General features: G+C 65.9%; 13 protein-coding genes. 1 reads left to right on the top strand and 12 read right to left on the bottom strand.

Translation table 11 applies throughout. From position 1 onward, the window contains the following. Window positions 1–65: 65 nt before the first annotated feature. The 9 genes from ACFVYC_RS17810 to ACFVYC_RS17850 all read right to left on the bottom strand — a co-directional run bounded on the left by ACFVYC_RS17810 (window position 66) and on the right by ACFVYC_RS17850 (window position 10,410). Window positions 66–2,243: a 3-hydroxyacyl-CoA dehydrogenase NAD-binding domain-containing protein gene (locus ACFVYC_RS17810; protein ID WP_387552738.1), complete on the bottom strand. Its 2,178-nt coding sequence runs from the start codon at window positions 2,241–2,243 to the stop codon at window positions 66–68. Next, a complete protein-coding gene (locus tag ACFVYC_RS17815) occupies window positions 2,240–3,523 on the bottom strand; it encodes a thiolase family protein (protein ID WP_387552740.1) in 1,284 nt (427 codons plus the stop codon). Before ACFVYC_RS17815 ends, ACFVYC_RS17810 begins: the two co-directional genes overlap by 4 nt. Before the next feature lie 274 nt (window positions 3,524–3,797). After that, on the bottom strand, window positions 3,798–5,141 hold the full coding sequence (locus ACFVYC_RS17820; RefSeq protein ID WP_387552742.1) for an HRDC domain-containing protein: 1,344 nt from the start codon (window positions 5,139–5,141) through the stop codon (window positions 3,798–3,800). Between the two features lie 87 nt (window positions 5,142–5,228). Continuing rightward, a complete protein-coding gene (locus ACFVYC_RS17825) occupies window positions 5,229–5,879 on the bottom strand; it encodes a DUF3000 domain-containing protein (protein ID WP_387552744.1) in 651 nt (216 codons plus the stop codon). Between the two features lie 61 nt (window positions 5,880–5,940). Then, the gene (locus ACFVYC_RS17830; protein WP_387552819.1) at window positions 5,941–7,038 is read right to left on the bottom strand and encodes a threonine aldolase family protein; all 1,098 of its coding nucleotides are present in this window, start codon (window positions 7,036–7,038) and stop codon (window positions 5,941–5,943) included. Between the two features lie 44 nt (window positions 7,039–7,082). After that, the gene (locus tag ACFVYC_RS17835) at window positions 7,083–7,880 is read right to left on the bottom strand and encodes an SDR family oxidoreductase (RefSeq protein ID WP_387552746.1); all 798 of its coding nucleotides are present in this window, start codon (window positions 7,878–7,880) and stop codon (window positions 7,083–7,085) included. Continuing rightward, on the bottom strand, window positions 7,877–9,244 hold the full coding sequence (locus tag ACFVYC_RS17840) for a DUF6421 family protein (protein WP_387552748.1): 1,368 nt from the start codon (window positions 9,242–9,244) through the stop codon (window positions 7,877–7,879). The genes ACFVYC_RS17835 and ACFVYC_RS17840 overlap by 4 nt, the downstream gene beginning before the upstream one ends. A 141-nt stretch (window positions 9,245–9,385) precedes the next feature. Then, the gene (msrB, locus tag ACFVYC_RS17845) at window positions 9,386–9,904 is read right to left on the bottom strand and encodes a peptide-methionine (R)-S-oxide reductase MsrB (RefSeq protein ID WP_387552750.1); all 519 of its coding nucleotides are present in this window, start codon (window positions 9,902–9,904) and stop codon (window positions 9,386–9,388) included. Between the two features lie 14 nt (window positions 9,905–9,918). Then, window positions 9,919–10,410 carry a hypothetical protein gene (locus ACFVYC_RS17850; protein ID WP_387552753.1) on the bottom strand — a complete coding sequence of 164 codons (492 nt, stop codon included), beginning with the start codon at window positions 10,408–10,410 and terminating at the stop codon, window positions 9,919–9,921. A 113-nt stretch (window positions 10,411–10,523) separates the two neighbouring features. Between ACFVYC_RS17850 and ACFVYC_RS17855 the strand changes: the two genes are divergently transcribed. Further along, window positions 10,524–11,828, top strand: coding sequence for an alpha/beta hydrolase family protein (locus tag ACFVYC_RS17855; protein ID WP_387552755.1), 1,305 nt, complete (start codon window positions 10,524–10,526; stop codon window positions 11,826–11,828). A gap of 391 nt (window positions 11,829–12,219) precedes the next feature. On the opposite strand, the gene ybaK is transcribed toward ACFVYC_RS17855, so the two are convergent. From ybaK to ACFVYC_RS17870, 3 genes are read right to left on the bottom strand one after another with little or no spacing between them, the layout of a single operon-like run. Next, the gene (gene ybaK / locus ACFVYC_RS17860) at window positions 12,220–12,720 is read right to left on the bottom strand and encodes a Cys-tRNA(Pro) deacylase (protein WP_387552756.1); all 501 of its coding nucleotides are present in this window, start codon (window positions 12,718–12,720) and stop codon (window positions 12,220–12,222) included. A 15-nt stretch (window positions 12,721–12,735) separates the two neighbouring features. Further along, complete coding sequence (locus ACFVYC_RS17865) at window positions 12,736–13,191, bottom strand: SufE family protein (RefSeq protein WP_387552758.1); 456 nt, start codon at window positions 13,189–13,191, stop codon at window positions 12,736–12,738. 38 nt (window positions 13,192–13,229) lie between these two features. After that, window positions 13,230–14,153, bottom strand: a complete 924-nt coding sequence (locus ACFVYC_RS17870; protein WP_387552760.1) for a sulfurtransferase — start codon at window positions 14,151–14,153, stop codon at window positions 13,230–13,232. Window positions 14,154–14,346 lie beyond the last annotated feature (193 nt).

Below are 14,346 nucleotides of genomic sequence, written 5' to 3' on the forward strand. Positions count from 1 at the left end.
GGCAGGGCTCCGTCCGAAGTGCCGGACGGAGCCCTGCGCGTGTCACACGTGATGGGCCCGCTGTCTTAGGCGCCGTCCGGCTGGCCTGCCGGACGGGACGCAACCCCCGGCGGGAGGAACGTTGTGCCGTTGACCCGCTCCGAGGCGCCCACCCTGTCAAGGTAGGGCGTGATGCCGCCCAGGAACAGGGGCCAGCCGGCGCCAAGGATCATGCATAGGTCGATGTCCTCCGGGCCGGCCACCACGCCCTCTTTCAGCATTAGGCCGATTTCCTCGGCGAGGGCATCCTGGGTGCGCCGAAGCACCTCCTCAGCGGTGGAGGGGCTGGAACCGAAGGACATCAGCGACAACGTGGACTGCGGGATCTCCTGCGAGCCGTCAGGGCCGGGAGCCCAGAGGCTCTTCACGCCGTTGTCGATCAGCTTTTGCAGGTTGGCGGACACGGCAAACCGCTCACCGAAGGCGGAGTGCAGCGATTCCTGCACGTGCTGGGCCACGGGCAGCCCCACCATGGCGCCGAGGGTGAAGGGGGTCATCGGCAGGCCCATGGGACGAAGCGCGTTGTCCGCCACCTCGGCGGGGGTCCCTTCATCAAAGGCGGCCGTGACTTCACCCATCAGCCGCAGCAGGATCCTGTTGACCACAAACGCGGCGGCATCCTTGACCAGCACTCCGGTCTTTTTCATGGCCTTGGCAAGCTCAAAGGCCGTGGCCAGTACGGCCTCGTCGGTCCTCGGAGCGCGCACAATCTCCAGCAGCGGCATCACCGCCACCGGGTTGAAGAAATGGAAGCCCACCAGCCGTTCCGGGTGCTGGAGGTCCTCCGCCATGGCCGTGACGGACAAGGAGGACGTGTTGGTGGCCAGGATGCATTCAGGTGCGACGATGGCCTCCAGTTCGGCGAACACCTGCTTCTTGACGTTCAGCTCCTCAAAGACGGCCTCGATCACGAAGTCGGCATCGGCGAAAACGTCCTTGGAAACGGAACCTGTCACGAGCGCCTTGGTGCGGTTGGCGGCGTCCTGGCTGATCCGCTTCCTGCCCAGCAGCTTGTCCACTTCGGCGTGGACGTAGCCCACACCTTTGTCCAGGCGGGTCTGGTCAATGTCGGTCAGGACCACCGGCACCTTCAGTTGCCGGGCGAAGAGCAGAGCCAGTTGGCTCGCCATCAGGCCCGCTCCCACCACTCCCACTTTGGTGACGGGGCGGGCCAGCGTGCGGTCAGGAGCGCCGGCCGGGCGCTTGGACCGCTTCTGGACCAGGTCCAGGAAGGCGTACACGGTGGCACGGAACTCATCGGTCTGCATCAGTCCGGCGAGGGTTTCGCACTCCAGGGCAGCGGACTCGGCCTGGGTCATGGTCCGGTTGACTTCGAGGATGTCCAGGACCTTGGCCGGGGCGGGTGCCGCGTTGGACGTTTTGGCTTCCACCAGCGTCCGGCCGGCAGATACGGCGGCGGCCCACCGTGCTGAGGTGTCCGGATCGGCGGAGTCGACGGCGTTGGCCCGCGCCGCCGTCGCCTCACCGGTGATGACCTTCGCGGCCCAGGCAAGGGACTGCTCCAGGAAGTCTGCGGGTTCGAAGATGGCGTCGGCAATGCCGAGCTCGAAGGCCTGCGGGCCGGTCAGCGTCCGGTTGTTGCTCAAAGGATTTTCGATCATGACCTTCACGGCGTTTTCCGGGCCGATCAGGCGCGGGAGGATATACACACCGCCCCAGCCGGGCACCAGGCCGAGGAAAGCTTCCGGCAGTGCCAGCGCGCCGGCTCCCGCGGACACTGTGCGGTAGGTGGACTGCAGGGCAATCTCTAGGCCGCCGCCGAGCGCCGCGCCGTTGATAAAGGCGAAGCTGGGCACGCCCAGGTTGGCCAGCGTGCCGTAGACGTCGTGGCCGAGCTGGGCCATCCATAATCCGTGCTCGCGTTTGTCCAGGGTCTTAACAGTGGAAAGATCGGCGCCGGCCACCAAATAGTAGGGCTTGCCGGTGACACCCACCCCCACAATTTCGCCGCGGCGCGCCCGGTCCCGAAGTTCCTCAAGCACGGAGCCCAGCTCCACCAGCGTGTTCGGCCCCAGCGTGGTGGGCTTGGAGTGGTCAAGGCCGTTGTCCAGCGTGATGAGAGCGAACGTGCCGGGACTCGGCTTTCCGGCGGGACCGGGAAGTTCGATGTCCTGGACGTAGGAATGCGTCACGGTTTCGTTGGGGAAGAGGCTGGAAAGCCGGGTGAAATCTGCGGCGCTCATGCTGCTCCTTCAGAGACGGTTTGGGTGGTTGCGGCGGATTCCCCTTGCGGGGCAACGTTGTAGCCGGGGTGGTGTGGGTTCTCCCAGATGACGGTGGCACCCATTCCCAGTCCCACGCACATGGTGGTGATGCCGTACCTTACGGACTGATCCTCCTCGAACTGCCGGGCGAGCTGGTTCATGAGCCGCACGCCGGAGGACGCCAGGGGGTGGCCCACGGCAATGGCTCCGCCGTACCGGTTGACCCGGGGGTCGTCGTCGGCAATACCAAAATGGTCCAGGAAGCTCAGCACCTGGACGGCAAAGGCTTCGTTGATTTCAAACAGGCCGATGTCCTCGATGGCGAGTCCTGCGTTCTTCAGGGCCTTCTCCGTGGCGGGAACGGGGCCGATCCCCATGACCTCGGGCTCTACCCCGGCGTAGGCGTAGCTGACCAGGCGCATGCGGACCGGCAGCCCCAGTTCAACGGCTGCCTCGGCGGATGCCAGGATCGCGGCGGTGGCGCCATCATTCAAACCTGCGGAGTTTCCTGCGGTGACACGGCCGTGGGCACGGAACGGGGTGCGGAGGGTGGCAAGGTCGGCGATGGTGGTGTCCGGCCGGGGCGGCTCGTCCACGGTGTTCAGGGTCCAGCCCTGGCCCGGCTTCAGTGTTGCCACGGGCACCAGGTCCTGCTGGATCCGGCCGCCGTGCCGTGCATCATCAAACTTCTTCTGCGACGCCACCGCGTAGGCATCGGCCCGCTCTTTCGTGATGGAGGGAAAGCGGTCGTGCAGGTTCTCGGCCGTGTTGCCCATGTTGAGCGCTGCCGGATCGACAAGCCGCTCGGACATAAAACGCGGGTTGGGGTCTGCTCCCGATCCCATGGGGTGGTTGCCCATGTGTTCAACGCCGCCGGCAATCACCACGTCATAGGCGCCAAAACCGATACCGCCAGCGGTGGAAGTGACGGCTGTCATGGCTCCGGCGCACATGCGGTCGATGGCGAAGCCGGGAACAGTCCTGGGAAGCCCGGCCAGGAGGGCAGCTGTGCGTCCGAGGGTCAGGCCCTGGTCGCCGCTTTGGGTGGTGGCCGCGATGGCCACTTCATCGATGCGTCCGGGCGGCAGCGAGGGGTTCCGGCGCAGCAGTTCGCGGAGGCATTTCACTATCAGGTCGTCAGCCCGGGTTCCGGCGTAGATGCCCTTTTCTCCTGCCCGGCCGAAGGGTGTGCGAAGGCCGTCGACAAAGACGACATCCCGGACTGGGCGGCCTGGCGCGCTGCTTCCGTTGTGGCTCACGTGTAACTCCTCATCGAGACGTAGGCGTCAGTGATGCCGGAGGACGGCAGGCAACTGAACGGCAATAACACCGATGTTACTCGTGAGTAACTTAGGCCGCAAGGTCCGGACAAAAGGGAACGCTCTCCCACTTACTGCACCGTTTTGGCCAACCCTCTCCCACTTTCCTCAAGAAAGTGAGCGGGCGTGGCCAATATTCGTGCATCAAATGAGAGAGCGTTGAGAACCCGTGACCTGCGGGGGCTACGGGGGCTAGTGTCCGGCGGCCGCCACGTCAGGTTTGGATTCCTTGGGCGGCCGCCACGTCAGGTTTGGGTTCCTTGGGCGGCAGCGGCTGCGGGTTGAGGAATGCGTCCGTGATGAGGGGCGCCGCCAGTTCCACCTGCCACTCGCGTGCGCCGAGCGTACGAAGCTCCGCCGCGACAGCCGGTCCGCTGATCTCCGCCGGAGGCCGCCAGGCCACCCGGCGCAGGAAGTCGGGGGTCAGCAGGTTCTCCAGAGGCAGGTTCAGCTGATCGGCCTTCTCCTGCAGCAGCGGCCGTGCGGTGGCCAGCCGGGCAGCAGCCTCCGGGTCGCGGTCGGCCCAGACGCGCGGCGGGGGCGGGGCGTTCGTGGCCAGGTGCAGCGGCGGAAGCTCCTCCATGTCCCTGGCCGTGGCGATGCACCGCAACCACCGGGGAGCCTCGCGCTGTGCCGCCCGTCCATGGAAGCCTTTGGTGCCCAGCAGTTGCGGAACGGTGGACGGCATGGCCTTCGCCGCGGCCACCAATGCGGAGTCCGGAATGAGCCTCCCGGGGGCCACGTCACGCTTCTGGGCCAGGGAATCGCGTTCCAGCCACAGCTCCCGGACAGCCGCCAGCTGCCGCCGGTCCCGGATCTGGTGGAGGCCTGACGTTTTCCGCCACGGATCAACCCTGGGTGGGGCAAGTCCTGCGTCCAGGATCGCCGCAAATTCCTGTTCCGCGTACTCCAGCTTGCCGTCGGCTTCCAGGAGTTCAATGAGTTCTTCGCGGAGTTCTGTCAGGACCTCCACGTCCAGTGCGGCGTAGCGCAGCCAGGGCTCGGGAAGGGGCCGGGTGGACCAATCGGCGGCGGAGTGTTCCTTGGCGAGCCCGAACCCCAGCAGTTGTTCGATAACGGCTGCCAGGCCAACCCTGGGCAGGCCGGCCAGGCGGGCTGCCAGTTCGGTGTCAAAGAGCCTGTCCGGCCACATGCCCAGTTCGGACAGGCAGGGCAGGTCCTGGCTGGCGGCATGCAGGATCCACTCGACGCCGCGCAGGGCGTCGTTGATGATGTCCAGGTTGTCGAAGGGCTCGGGATCGATCAGCCACGTCCCCGCGCCCTCGCGGCGGATCTGGACCAGGAAGGCCCGCTGTCCGTAGCGGAAGCCGGAGGCGCGTTCTGCGTCCACTCCGGCCGGGCCGGTGCCGGCGGCGATCGCGGCCGCGCACCGCTCCAGCCCGGCCTGCGTTTCGATGACCAGCGGAACGCCGTCGCGGGGCGAAGCGAGCTCAATGATTTCGGGGATGGGGCTGTCAAAGCCTTCCACCGTGATGTGGGGTGCGGTATCAGCAGCCGGAACGCCGGCCGTGGTGTTTTCCGGAATGTTAGGGGTCATGATGGCTTTAGTTTACCGGCCGGCCGGTTCCGGACTGCCTTCGGGGCCGCGCCGGGACGGCCTCCGGCCGCGCAGGGGGCCACCCGGCTAGCTCCTGCGCCGGTTGGGGAGCGGGGTGACGCCGTCAGGGAGGGGCGGCAAGCCGGCGAAGGTGCACACCATGTCAGACCAGGCTTCGAGGTGGGCAGTCACGTCCGAGCTGGCGGGAGTCCAGGACGCGCGGAGCTCGATATCGATGGACCCCGGCCGTTCCGCAAGTGTTCCGAAGCTTTCGGAAAGCACCCTGGTGGCCGTGCCGCCGGCCGCACGGTAAGGGGCTTTGTGGTTCTCGAGCGCCTCCACCAGCCAGGTCCATGCCACGGTTCCGAGCATCTCGTCGTTGCCCATTTCGGGCTCCAACTGGGCGCGGATGTAGGTGACGATGCGGAAATCCCCGTCCCATACCGCGGAGCCCTCGGGGTCGTGGAGCAGGATGAAGCGGCCCGTTGCCAACTCTGTTTCGTCGTCGTCCGCTGTTCCTGACGCTGCAGCCAGCGCCATCGCAGCCGGACCGTGCAGAGGAGTGGTGGCGGTGCCGGGACCAGGAGCCAGAACCTCCGCACCCAGCGCTACGGCGAAGGGCGCCAGCCTTGCCGGCGCGGGAATCTCCGCCAGGTGGAGTTCCCCGCGGCACTGGGCTTTCCTGAGGGTTCCCAAGGCGTGGAGAAATTCCGGGGGAACCTTGTCAAGTGCGTTCACCTTCGCAGGTTACGCAACCGGGCAGGTGACGGCGGGAAGGCTCGCCGTCACTGGGCGCCGTCTAGCTGGTCTGCACGCTCCCCAAAGCGCGAAGCTCATGGCGGATTGCTGCCACAAAGGCATCAATGTCCTCCTCGGTGGTGTCGAAGGAACACATCCACCGGACTTCCCTGGCGGCCTCGTTCCAGTCGTAGAAACGGAAGGATTTCCGCAGCCTGTCCGCCACGCCCGCGGGCAGCGTGGCAAAGACGCCGTTGGACTCGGTTTTCTGTGTTGGCTGCACTCCGTCAATGGTGTCGACGGCGGTGCGAAGCCGGGTGGCCATGGCGTTGGCGTGCGCGGCGGACCGCAGCCAGAGGTCGCCCTCCAGGAGCGCGATGAACTGCGCCGACATAAAGCGCATCTTGGACGCCAGCTGCATGTTCATTTTCCGCAGGTACACCAGGCCGTGGGCTGCCTCCGGGTTCAGGGCAACCACTACCTCACCGAACAGCAGCCCGTTCTTGGTCCCGCCGAAAGACAGGATGTCCACGCCGGCGTCGCGGGTGAACGCCCGCAGCGGCACCTGCAGGTGCGCTGCCGCGTTGGCCAGCCGGGCGCCGTCCATGTGGAGCTTCATGCCTCTGGCGTGTGCATGGTCCGCGATAGCCCGCACCTCGTCCGGCGTGTAGCAGGTTCCGAGTTCAGTGGTCTGGGTGATGGAGACGGCGAGCGGCTGGGCGCGGTGCTCGTCGCCCCAGCCCCAGGCCTCCCGGTCGATCAGTTCGGGGGTGAGCTTGCCGTCCGGGGTGGGGACATGCAGGAGCTTGATGCCGCCGACGCGTTCCGGCGCGCCGTTTTCGTCCATGTTGATGTGGGCGGTGGAGGCACACACCACGGCGCCCCAGCGGGGGAGCAGCGACTGCAGTGACAGGACGTTGGCTCCGGTGCCGTTGAAGACGGGAAAGCACTCGATGCCGGACCCGAAATGTTCCTCCATCAGTTCCTGCAGCCTGGCGGTGTAGTCATCCTCCCCGTAGGAGACCTGGTGGCCGTCGTTGGCCGCTGCCAGGGCAGCGAGCACTTCCGGATGGACCCCCGAGTAGTTGTCCGAGGCGAATCCGCGAATATTCGGATCGTGCAGCCGGGTTCCGGCGGCAGTTCCTGCTGGTGTTGTCATGGTTTTGCTCACGCTTTCAGTCTAAATACAGTGGGGCCGTGCCATCAGGGCGCAAGGCGGAGCCGGGTGCCGTTCAAACCGTCCGCCGGAGCTTCAAAAAGTCCGACGACGGCCCGGGCCAGGTCTTCGACATCTGTGGCGCCGGGGAAGCTGCGTTCCGGGTTGCTGCGGCGCAGCGCGTCGTCCACCAGTGCTTTGACCACAAGGACGACGGCGGCCGCTTTCCCGCCGCCGCTGCCTTCAGGGGTGCTGTTGTCAGCTCCGCCGCCGCTGGAAGGTGGCCGGCGGAAGCCGTCGGCCATTGCCATGGTCCAGGCTTCGGCTGCGGCTTTGGCGGCAACGTAGCTGGCCGTGGCCGCCGCCGGCTTTTCCACCGCGGTGGAGGACACCATGGCAAACCGGCCGCAGCGCGACCCGACGATATCTTCAAAGAAGATGCGCGAGACGTTCCGGAGTGTGGTGATAGCGCCGCGTTCCAGGAAGTCCCAGTCCTCGTCCGTCTGGTCCGTGAGGCCTTTGGCGCCCCGCCAGCCGCCCACCAGGTGGATGACGGCGTCCGCGGTTCCGCCGGCTGCGGCTATGTCCTTTCGCAGCTGCCGCACGTCCTCCAGTTGGGCGAGGTCGCACACGAGGCCCGTGACGCCGTCGCCCGCTTCCTTAGCCGCGGCTCCGATCCGTGCCTGGTCCGAACCTACGGTGAACACCCGATGGCCGGCTCCACGGAGGGCACGGGCAACAGCGATGCCGGAGGCTCCGCTGCCACCGGTTACCACAATGGTCAGCCCCGCCGAAGTCCCCGCTGCCCCAGGTGCTGCTTCCCCTGCCGACGGTTCTTCAGTCACAGGGCTGATGCTCCCGTGATTCCGGCCGTGGACTCAATAACTGGGCGCATCTTCTTCTCCAGTGCTTCGTAGAACATGGACAGCGGGAATTCGTCATCCAGCACCTGGTCCGTCAGGCCGCGTGGCGGACCAGCCAGGGCCAGCGCTTCGGGACCCTTGGCCCAGGCGGAGGCCGGGTTGGGAGTAACGGTAGCGGAGATCAGCTGGTAGGCGGCCAGCCAGTGCGCAGTTTTGGGGCGGTCAATGGAGCGCCAGTAGAGCTCGTCGATGCTTGCACCCAGGGCGATGACAGAGTCCGCTACGTCGTCCCAGTCAATGGTGAGCCGTGTGTCGGTCCAGTGCAGGACATGTTGCTGGTGCAGCCAGGCAAACAGGAGCTGGCCACCCAGTCCGTCGTAGTTGCGGACCCGGCTGCCGGTGATGGCGAAGCGGAAAATCCGGTCGAAGATGATGGCGTACTGCACCAGCTTGGCGTGGCGGCGCGCTTCCGGATCGGCGTCATCGTCCTTTTCGATGCGGACAGACTCGCGGAACGCGGTCAGGTCGCAGCGCAGTTCCTCGAGGGAGTACAGGAAGAAGGGCATCCGCTGTTTGATCATAAAGGGATCGAACGGCAGGTCGCCGCGCATGTGTGTCCGGTCGTGGATGAGGTCCCACATCACGAACGTGGCCTCCGTCAGGTCCTGGTCCGCGAGGAGTTCTGCTGCGCCGGCGGGAAGTTCCAGGCGGGTGGTCCCGGCGGCTGCCTTGAGCACGCGGCGGAACCGGGCCGCCTCGCGGTCGGCAAAAATGGCTCCCCACGTGAAGGTGGGGGTTTCCCTGACGGCAACCGTTTCTGGGAACAGGACGGCGGAGTTGGTGTCGTAGCCGGCGGTGAAGTCCAGGAACCGGATGGGGACGAACAACTTGTTTGAGTATTCTGCGGCCTCCAGTCCGGCAATGAATTCCGGCCAGATCACCTCGATCAGGACCGCCTCCACCAGCCGGTTGCTGCTGCCGTTCTGGGTGTACATCGGAAACACCACCAGGTGCTGCAGGCCGTCCCGGCGCTGTTCCTGCGGCTGGAACGCCAGCAGCGACGACAGGAAGTCGGGGATGTTGAACCCGCTCGTTTCCCAGGCCGAAAAGTCTGCGCAGACGGCATCCAGGTAGCGGGTGTCGTGCGGAAAGGCCGGCACAAGGGCGCGGACGGCTTCAACGATAATGCCAACGTACCGTGAGGCTTCCCCGTGGGCGCCGGCGTCGGGGATGGAGCCGTCCTTTACCTGCAAGGACTGAAGGGATGAGGCGGCGGCTTTGAGCCGGAGCCAGTCCTGGTTGTCCGCGGTTATTCCGGTCGAAGCGGTGATCAGTGTTTCGGTCATCGTCGGCTGCCTTTCTCGTTGCGTGCCCTCTACGGCGAGCGTAGCAAGCAACCAGCAGGACTAATCTGAAAAGCGCCTTAGCCTAAGAAAACCTTTCGCTCGGGGCGCTGTGGGCTGTTAGAGCTCCAGCGCACCGAACCCTCAGGCGTCGGTCTCGGGCGCGCTGACCTGCGCGTCCTCACGCGGAACGAGCTTCAGGGAGACGGAGTTGATGCAGTAGCGCTGGTCTGTTGGCGTTCCGTATCCCTCGCCGTCGAACACGTGGCCCAGGTGCGAATCACACGTGGCACAGCGGACTTCCACACGTTCCATCCCCAGTGTCCGGTCGTGGATGTACCGGACGGTGCCGTCAGCCAGAGGTGCCCAGAAAGAGGGCCAGCCGCAATGGGAATCGAATTTCTCATTGCTGGTGAAGAGTTCCCTCCCGCACGCCCGGCACTGATAGACGCCGGCAGTGTGGGTGTCCCAGTATTCGCCGGTGTAGGGCCGCTCGGTCCCGGCCTGCCGGAGCACATGGTATTCCTCCGGCGTCAGCTCCTGCCGCCATTCAGCGTCGCTCTTTTGGACGCCCGGTTCGGACTCGGGAACCTCAGGAGCGGGATCCGCGGCCTTGTGTCCGAAAATGCTGTTACCCAGGATGTTGTTTCCGAAGATGCTCATAGCCTTGTCAACGCTCAGGAGTCGCCGATAAATCCCGAACCTGCGTACAGGTGGAGGACAGGCAGGCCCAGCTGGTCCTGGGCCTTGTTGGCCCAGTCGGTGTGGAAGGTGTCGGCCACAGCGTGCGGCCTGGTGATCACGACAGCCTGCGAAGCGCCGGTCTCCTTGACCTTGGACACCAGGCCCTGCACCGCCCCGCCGTCCACCACCTCTCCGGTGACGCCCGCGCCCAGTCCGGCCAGCGCCGCCAGCGAGACGGCAAGGGTTTCCGCAGCCTGCGCCCGCTCCGTTGCGGGGTCCGGAGCGTGGCTCGTCAGCTCCCGGAAGGCCTTCGCTATGTCCAGCAGGGAAAGGTTTTCAAGGAAGTCCACCAGCAGGTGCCGCTCCGTGTTCGCCGGGACCAGCACCACGAGCCGGGTATCTGCTCCGTCCACCAGTCGCTCGATGTTCAGGCGGTCGTCCGCCCCCAGGGGTTCTTCGGTCAGGATGACGATGGGATCACTCATGGCCTTAGCCTAGTCCGGGGTTTGGTGTGCCGCACTCCTTCGAGCACGCAGGCCTTGCGCACCGGGCCGCGGGAAATACGGTCCAGCGGTGCCTGGGCGGTAAGAATAGTTCCATGGCACTTTTCCAGCGCTCCCGCCCTGCTTCGGCCCCGCGTCCTCAGGACCCGGGCGCCGGATTGTCCCTCCGCGCAAAATGGGCCATCGGCGGGGCCATCGGCGGCGGCGCCCTGACGGGGCTGCTGGCCACGGGGTCATCGGCGCTGGCCGTCTACTTTGCCCGCCGCGTGATCACCCCCGCCCGGCAGCGCACAGCCGACCAGGAAGTCCTGGCCGTGATCCGGGACGGCAACAGGCAGCAGGTGATCCTGGCGGCCAACGGCGACACCACGGTGGACGGGGTGTACGGGTTCTTTTTCGACGGCGGAAAGGGGCACGCGCGGATTGGCCACATCGTTTCGTACTCTCCCGCCGAACGGACGGTGGCGCGGGAAGTCGAAGCGGTCTACTCCGGCGACCTCGGCAAAGCGCGCTGGGGCTGGTGGAGCGGCGCCGTCTATCCCGACCCGGCCGCCGTCGGAATTCCTGCAGAAGATGTGCTGATCGATGTGGACCGGGGACAGGCGCCCGCCTGGCTGGTCCGGGCCGGCGGGACGGCGCGGACCTGGGCAGTGATGGTGCATGGACGTGGGGCCAGCAGGCAGGAAGCGCTGCGCGCAGTCGGGCCCGCCCTTGAGCTCGGACTGACCAGTCTCCTGGTGTCCTACCGAAACGATGGACTGGCGCCCTCCGCGGACGACGGGCGGTACGGCCTGGGTTCTACGGAATGGCGCGACATCGAAGCGGCCATTGAATACGCCCTGGCCAACGGTGCCGAGGAGATCGTGCTGTTCGGCTGGTCAATGGGCGGTGCCATCTGCCTGCAGGCCGCCGACCTGTCGCGATACCGGCACCTGATCAGGGCCATGGTGCTGGACGCGCCGGTCATCGACTGGGTGACCGTCCTGGCACACCATGCGCAGCTGAACAGGATCCCGTCGCTGGTGGGGCGGTACGGGCAACTCATGCTGGGACACCCGCTGGGGCGGCGGCTCACAGGACTGTCCGCTCCGGTGGACCTCAAGGTGATGGACTGGGTGTCACGTGCAGTGGAACTGCGGACGCCTACCCTCATCATCCACAGCGTGGACGACGAGTATGTGCCGTACAAGCCATCAGCGCTCCTGGCCGAACGAAACCCGGAAATCGTCACTTTCGAGGCGTTCAACCATGCCCGCCACACCAAGGAGTGGAACGTTGATCCAGAACGGTGGGAGAGCGTGGTGAAGGCGTGGCTGCGGCAACAGCTGGCGCCCAGGCTGAATCCCGGCGGGATCAGGCAGGGAACCGATGCAGCAGCGCCGGAGGACGGGGTTCAATAAGAAGCGCTGGCCAGCGGCTCCGCGCGGGGCGGGCCGGCCAACGGGTGGGCCGACCGGTGACGTAGTGTCAACCGATCGGGTGACCCTTGCTGCAGGTGCTTTCGCCTGGCAGGATCTCGTGTCCTTGAATGCACGTCACGGATGGCGGTGACGGGTTTTCGTGGGCGATGAAAAAGAAGCTGCTCTTCCCGTGGCTGATTGCGGCATCTTCGCGCTCAAGCCAGGAGGAGTGATGAGAGGTGTTCCTGGCGTCCCCGCCGGGTTCATGGGGGGAGTGTTTAAATGGATTTTTGACCACGGTGACCGCGACCTTCCAGTGCCGTCGCTGCCTCTGCAGTGAACCGCCGGTGCAACGATTATAGGCCTGCCGCAGGTAACCTGTCCGCCTGCCTTACGAGGCGGACAGCGAGCTGATGCGTGCGGTGAGGGCGTCGGTGAGGCGGATGAGGTCGGCCGGGGCGAGCTCAATGTCCAGGCCGCGCCTGCCACCCGAAACCAGCAGCGTCTCCAGCACCAGTGCGCTGCGGTCCAGCACCGTAGGGGAGGGGAGCCGCTGCCCCAGCGGGGAGATGCCGCCCAGCACATACCCGGTGCGCCGCTGCGCCGCAGCGGGATCTGCCATCGCCGCCTTTTTTGCTCCCAGGGCTGCTGCAAAGGCCTTCAGGTCCAGCGTGACGCTGACCGGCACGATGCCCACCGCCAGCCTGCCCTCCACCTCGACCATCAGCGTCTTGAACACTTTCGACGGATGGATACCGAGGACTTCGGCGGCCTCCGCCCCGTAACTGGCCACCGAGGAATCGTGGCTGTAGGGGTGCAGCACAAAGGAAACTCCGACTGCCGCCAATACGGCGGTGGCCGGAGTTCCCTGTGATGCGTTTTTGCGTCCCATTGATGCTGTGCGGGGCTAGGAGCGCACGGCGGAGGAAGCCGCCACCTTGCGCTTGATCCTTCCCAGCATGGCCGTCATTCCCCGCATCCGCAGCGGTGTGATGGCGCGGGTAAGGCCCAGCAGTTCCGGCATGTCGTCGGGCACCGACAGGATTTCTTCAGCAGACAGCCCGTCCAGGCCCTCATGCAGCACGCCGGCGAAACCGCGTGTGGTGGGGGCCTCCGGGGGAGCCTTGAAGTACAGCCGCACCGCGCCGGCAGGGCCGCCCTTTTCCGTCTCGATGGTCAGGAACAGGGGGGATTGGCACTCCACCACCTGTTCGAGCAGCTCGGGGTGGTCCTTGAGCCGCTCGGGCAGGTCAGGCAGTCCCTGGGAGAACTCGAGCAGCAACTGCAGCCGCTCGGGCTCGGTCAGGGCCTGGAAGTCGTCCACGATGGCCGCAAGGGCGGAAGGCAATGCTTGTGTAGTCATCATTCCAAGTCTACGCAGGAACCGATCGTCAGGCGTCGTTAGACTCCGAGGGCGACGGGAAAGGAACCGCGTTCAGCGCCCTTGGCAATGGGGACCCGCACCGCGTTGCCCCACTCGGTCCACGAACCGTCATAGTTACGGACGGAATCGAAGCCGAGGAGGTACTTCAGGGCGAACCAGGTGTGGCTGGAGCGCTCACCAATCCGGCAGTACGCCACGACGTCGTCACCTGCGGTAAGGCCCGCTTCGCCCAGGTAGAGCGCTTCAAGTTCCTCGCGGCTGCGGTAGGTTCCATCGGGAGCTGCTGCCCGTGCCCAGGGGATGGACGCAGCAGTGGGGATGTGGCCGCCGCGCAGCGCACCTTCCTCGGGGTAGGCCGGCATGTGGGTCCGCTGGCCGGTGTATTCCTCGGGGGAGCGGACATCGATAAGCGGCTTGCCCAAGTGGGCCAGGACGTCTTCCTTGAAGGCGCGGATCGGAGCATCGTCGCGCTCGACGACGGGGTAGTCGCCCCTTGCCGGAGCCGGCTTGTCCGTGGTGAGCTCCCGGCCCTCGGCGATCCACTTGTCCCGGCCGCCGTCGAGCAGCCGCACGTCCTGGTGGCCGAAGAGGGTGAAGACCCACAGCGCATATGCGGCCCACCAGTTGGATTTGTCCCCGTAGATCACTACTGTGCTGTCCCGGGAGATGCCCTTCGACGCCGCCAGTTCCGCGAACGCTGCGCCATCCACGTAGTCGCGGGTGACTTCGTCATTCAGGTCCGTGTGCCAGTCGATTTTCACCGAGCCGGGGATATGGCCGGTTTCGTACAGGAGGACGTCTTCGTCAGACTCCACCACTACCAGCCGGCCGCTGGACACGGCATCGTTGTCGATGGCGGCAGCAAGCCACTCGGTGGAAACCAGGCGCTCGGGGTGGGCGTAGGCGGCGAACTTCTCGTTTTGTTCAACAGGGTAGGACATATTCTTGGCCTTTCATCGAGAACACGGCTGATCCGCGGGGTCGGCATGGGACCTCCTTCCACACTAGCCACCGCCTCCGGTGATGTCTGTTTTCCGTTAACAGGACGAAATGTGGTCTTCGTCACCCGGGCTGGCCGGGTTGTCCGCACACCGGGGATGGGGGTTGGTTGCCGGTATCCTTTCTGGGGACCAA

It is taken from the genome of Pseudarthrobacter sp. NPDC058329 (genome assembly GCF_042879835.1).
GTDB lineage: Bacteria > Actinomycetota > Actinomycetes > Actinomycetales > Micrococcaceae > Arthrobacter.

Coding starts and splice junctions, on each gene's coding strand:
- ACFVYC_RS17850 (WP_387552753.1), bottom strand. CDS start 10,410: ATGAGTGATCCCATCGTCATCCTGACCGAAGAACCCCTGGGGGCGGAC.
- ACFVYC_RS17870 (WP_387552760.1), bottom strand. CDS start 14,153: ATGTCCTACCCTGTTGAACAAAACGAGAAGTTCGCCGCCTACGCCCAC.
- ybaK (WP_387552756.1), bottom strand. CDS start 12,720: ATGGGACGCAAAAACGCATCACAGGGAACTCCGGCCACCGCCGTATTG.
- ACFVYC_RS17810 (WP_387552738.1), bottom strand. CDS start 2,243: ATGAGCGCCGCAGATTTCACCCGGCTTTCCAGCCTCTTCCCCAACGAA.
- ACFVYC_RS17830 (WP_387552819.1), bottom strand. CDS start 7,038: ATGACAACACCAGCAGGAACTGCCGCCGGAACCCGGCTGCACGATCCG.
- ACFVYC_RS17840 (WP_387552748.1), bottom strand. CDS start 9,244: ATGACCGAAACACTGATCACCGCTTCGACCGGAATAACCGCGGACAAC.
- msrB (WP_387552750.1), bottom strand. CDS start 9,904: ATGAGCATCTTCGGAAACAACATCCTGGGTAACAGCATTTTCGGACAC.
- ACFVYC_RS17820 (WP_387552742.1), bottom strand. CDS start 5,141: ATGACCCCTAACATTCCGGAAAACACCACGGCCGGCGTTCCGGCTGCT.
- ACFVYC_RS17855 (WP_387552755.1), top strand. CDS start 10,524: ATGGCACTTTTCCAGCGCTCCCGCCCTGCTTCGGCCCCGCGTCCTCAG.
- ACFVYC_RS17865 (WP_387552758.1), bottom strand. CDS start 13,191: ATGACTACACAAGCATTGCCTTCCGCCCTTGCGGCCATCGTGGACGAC.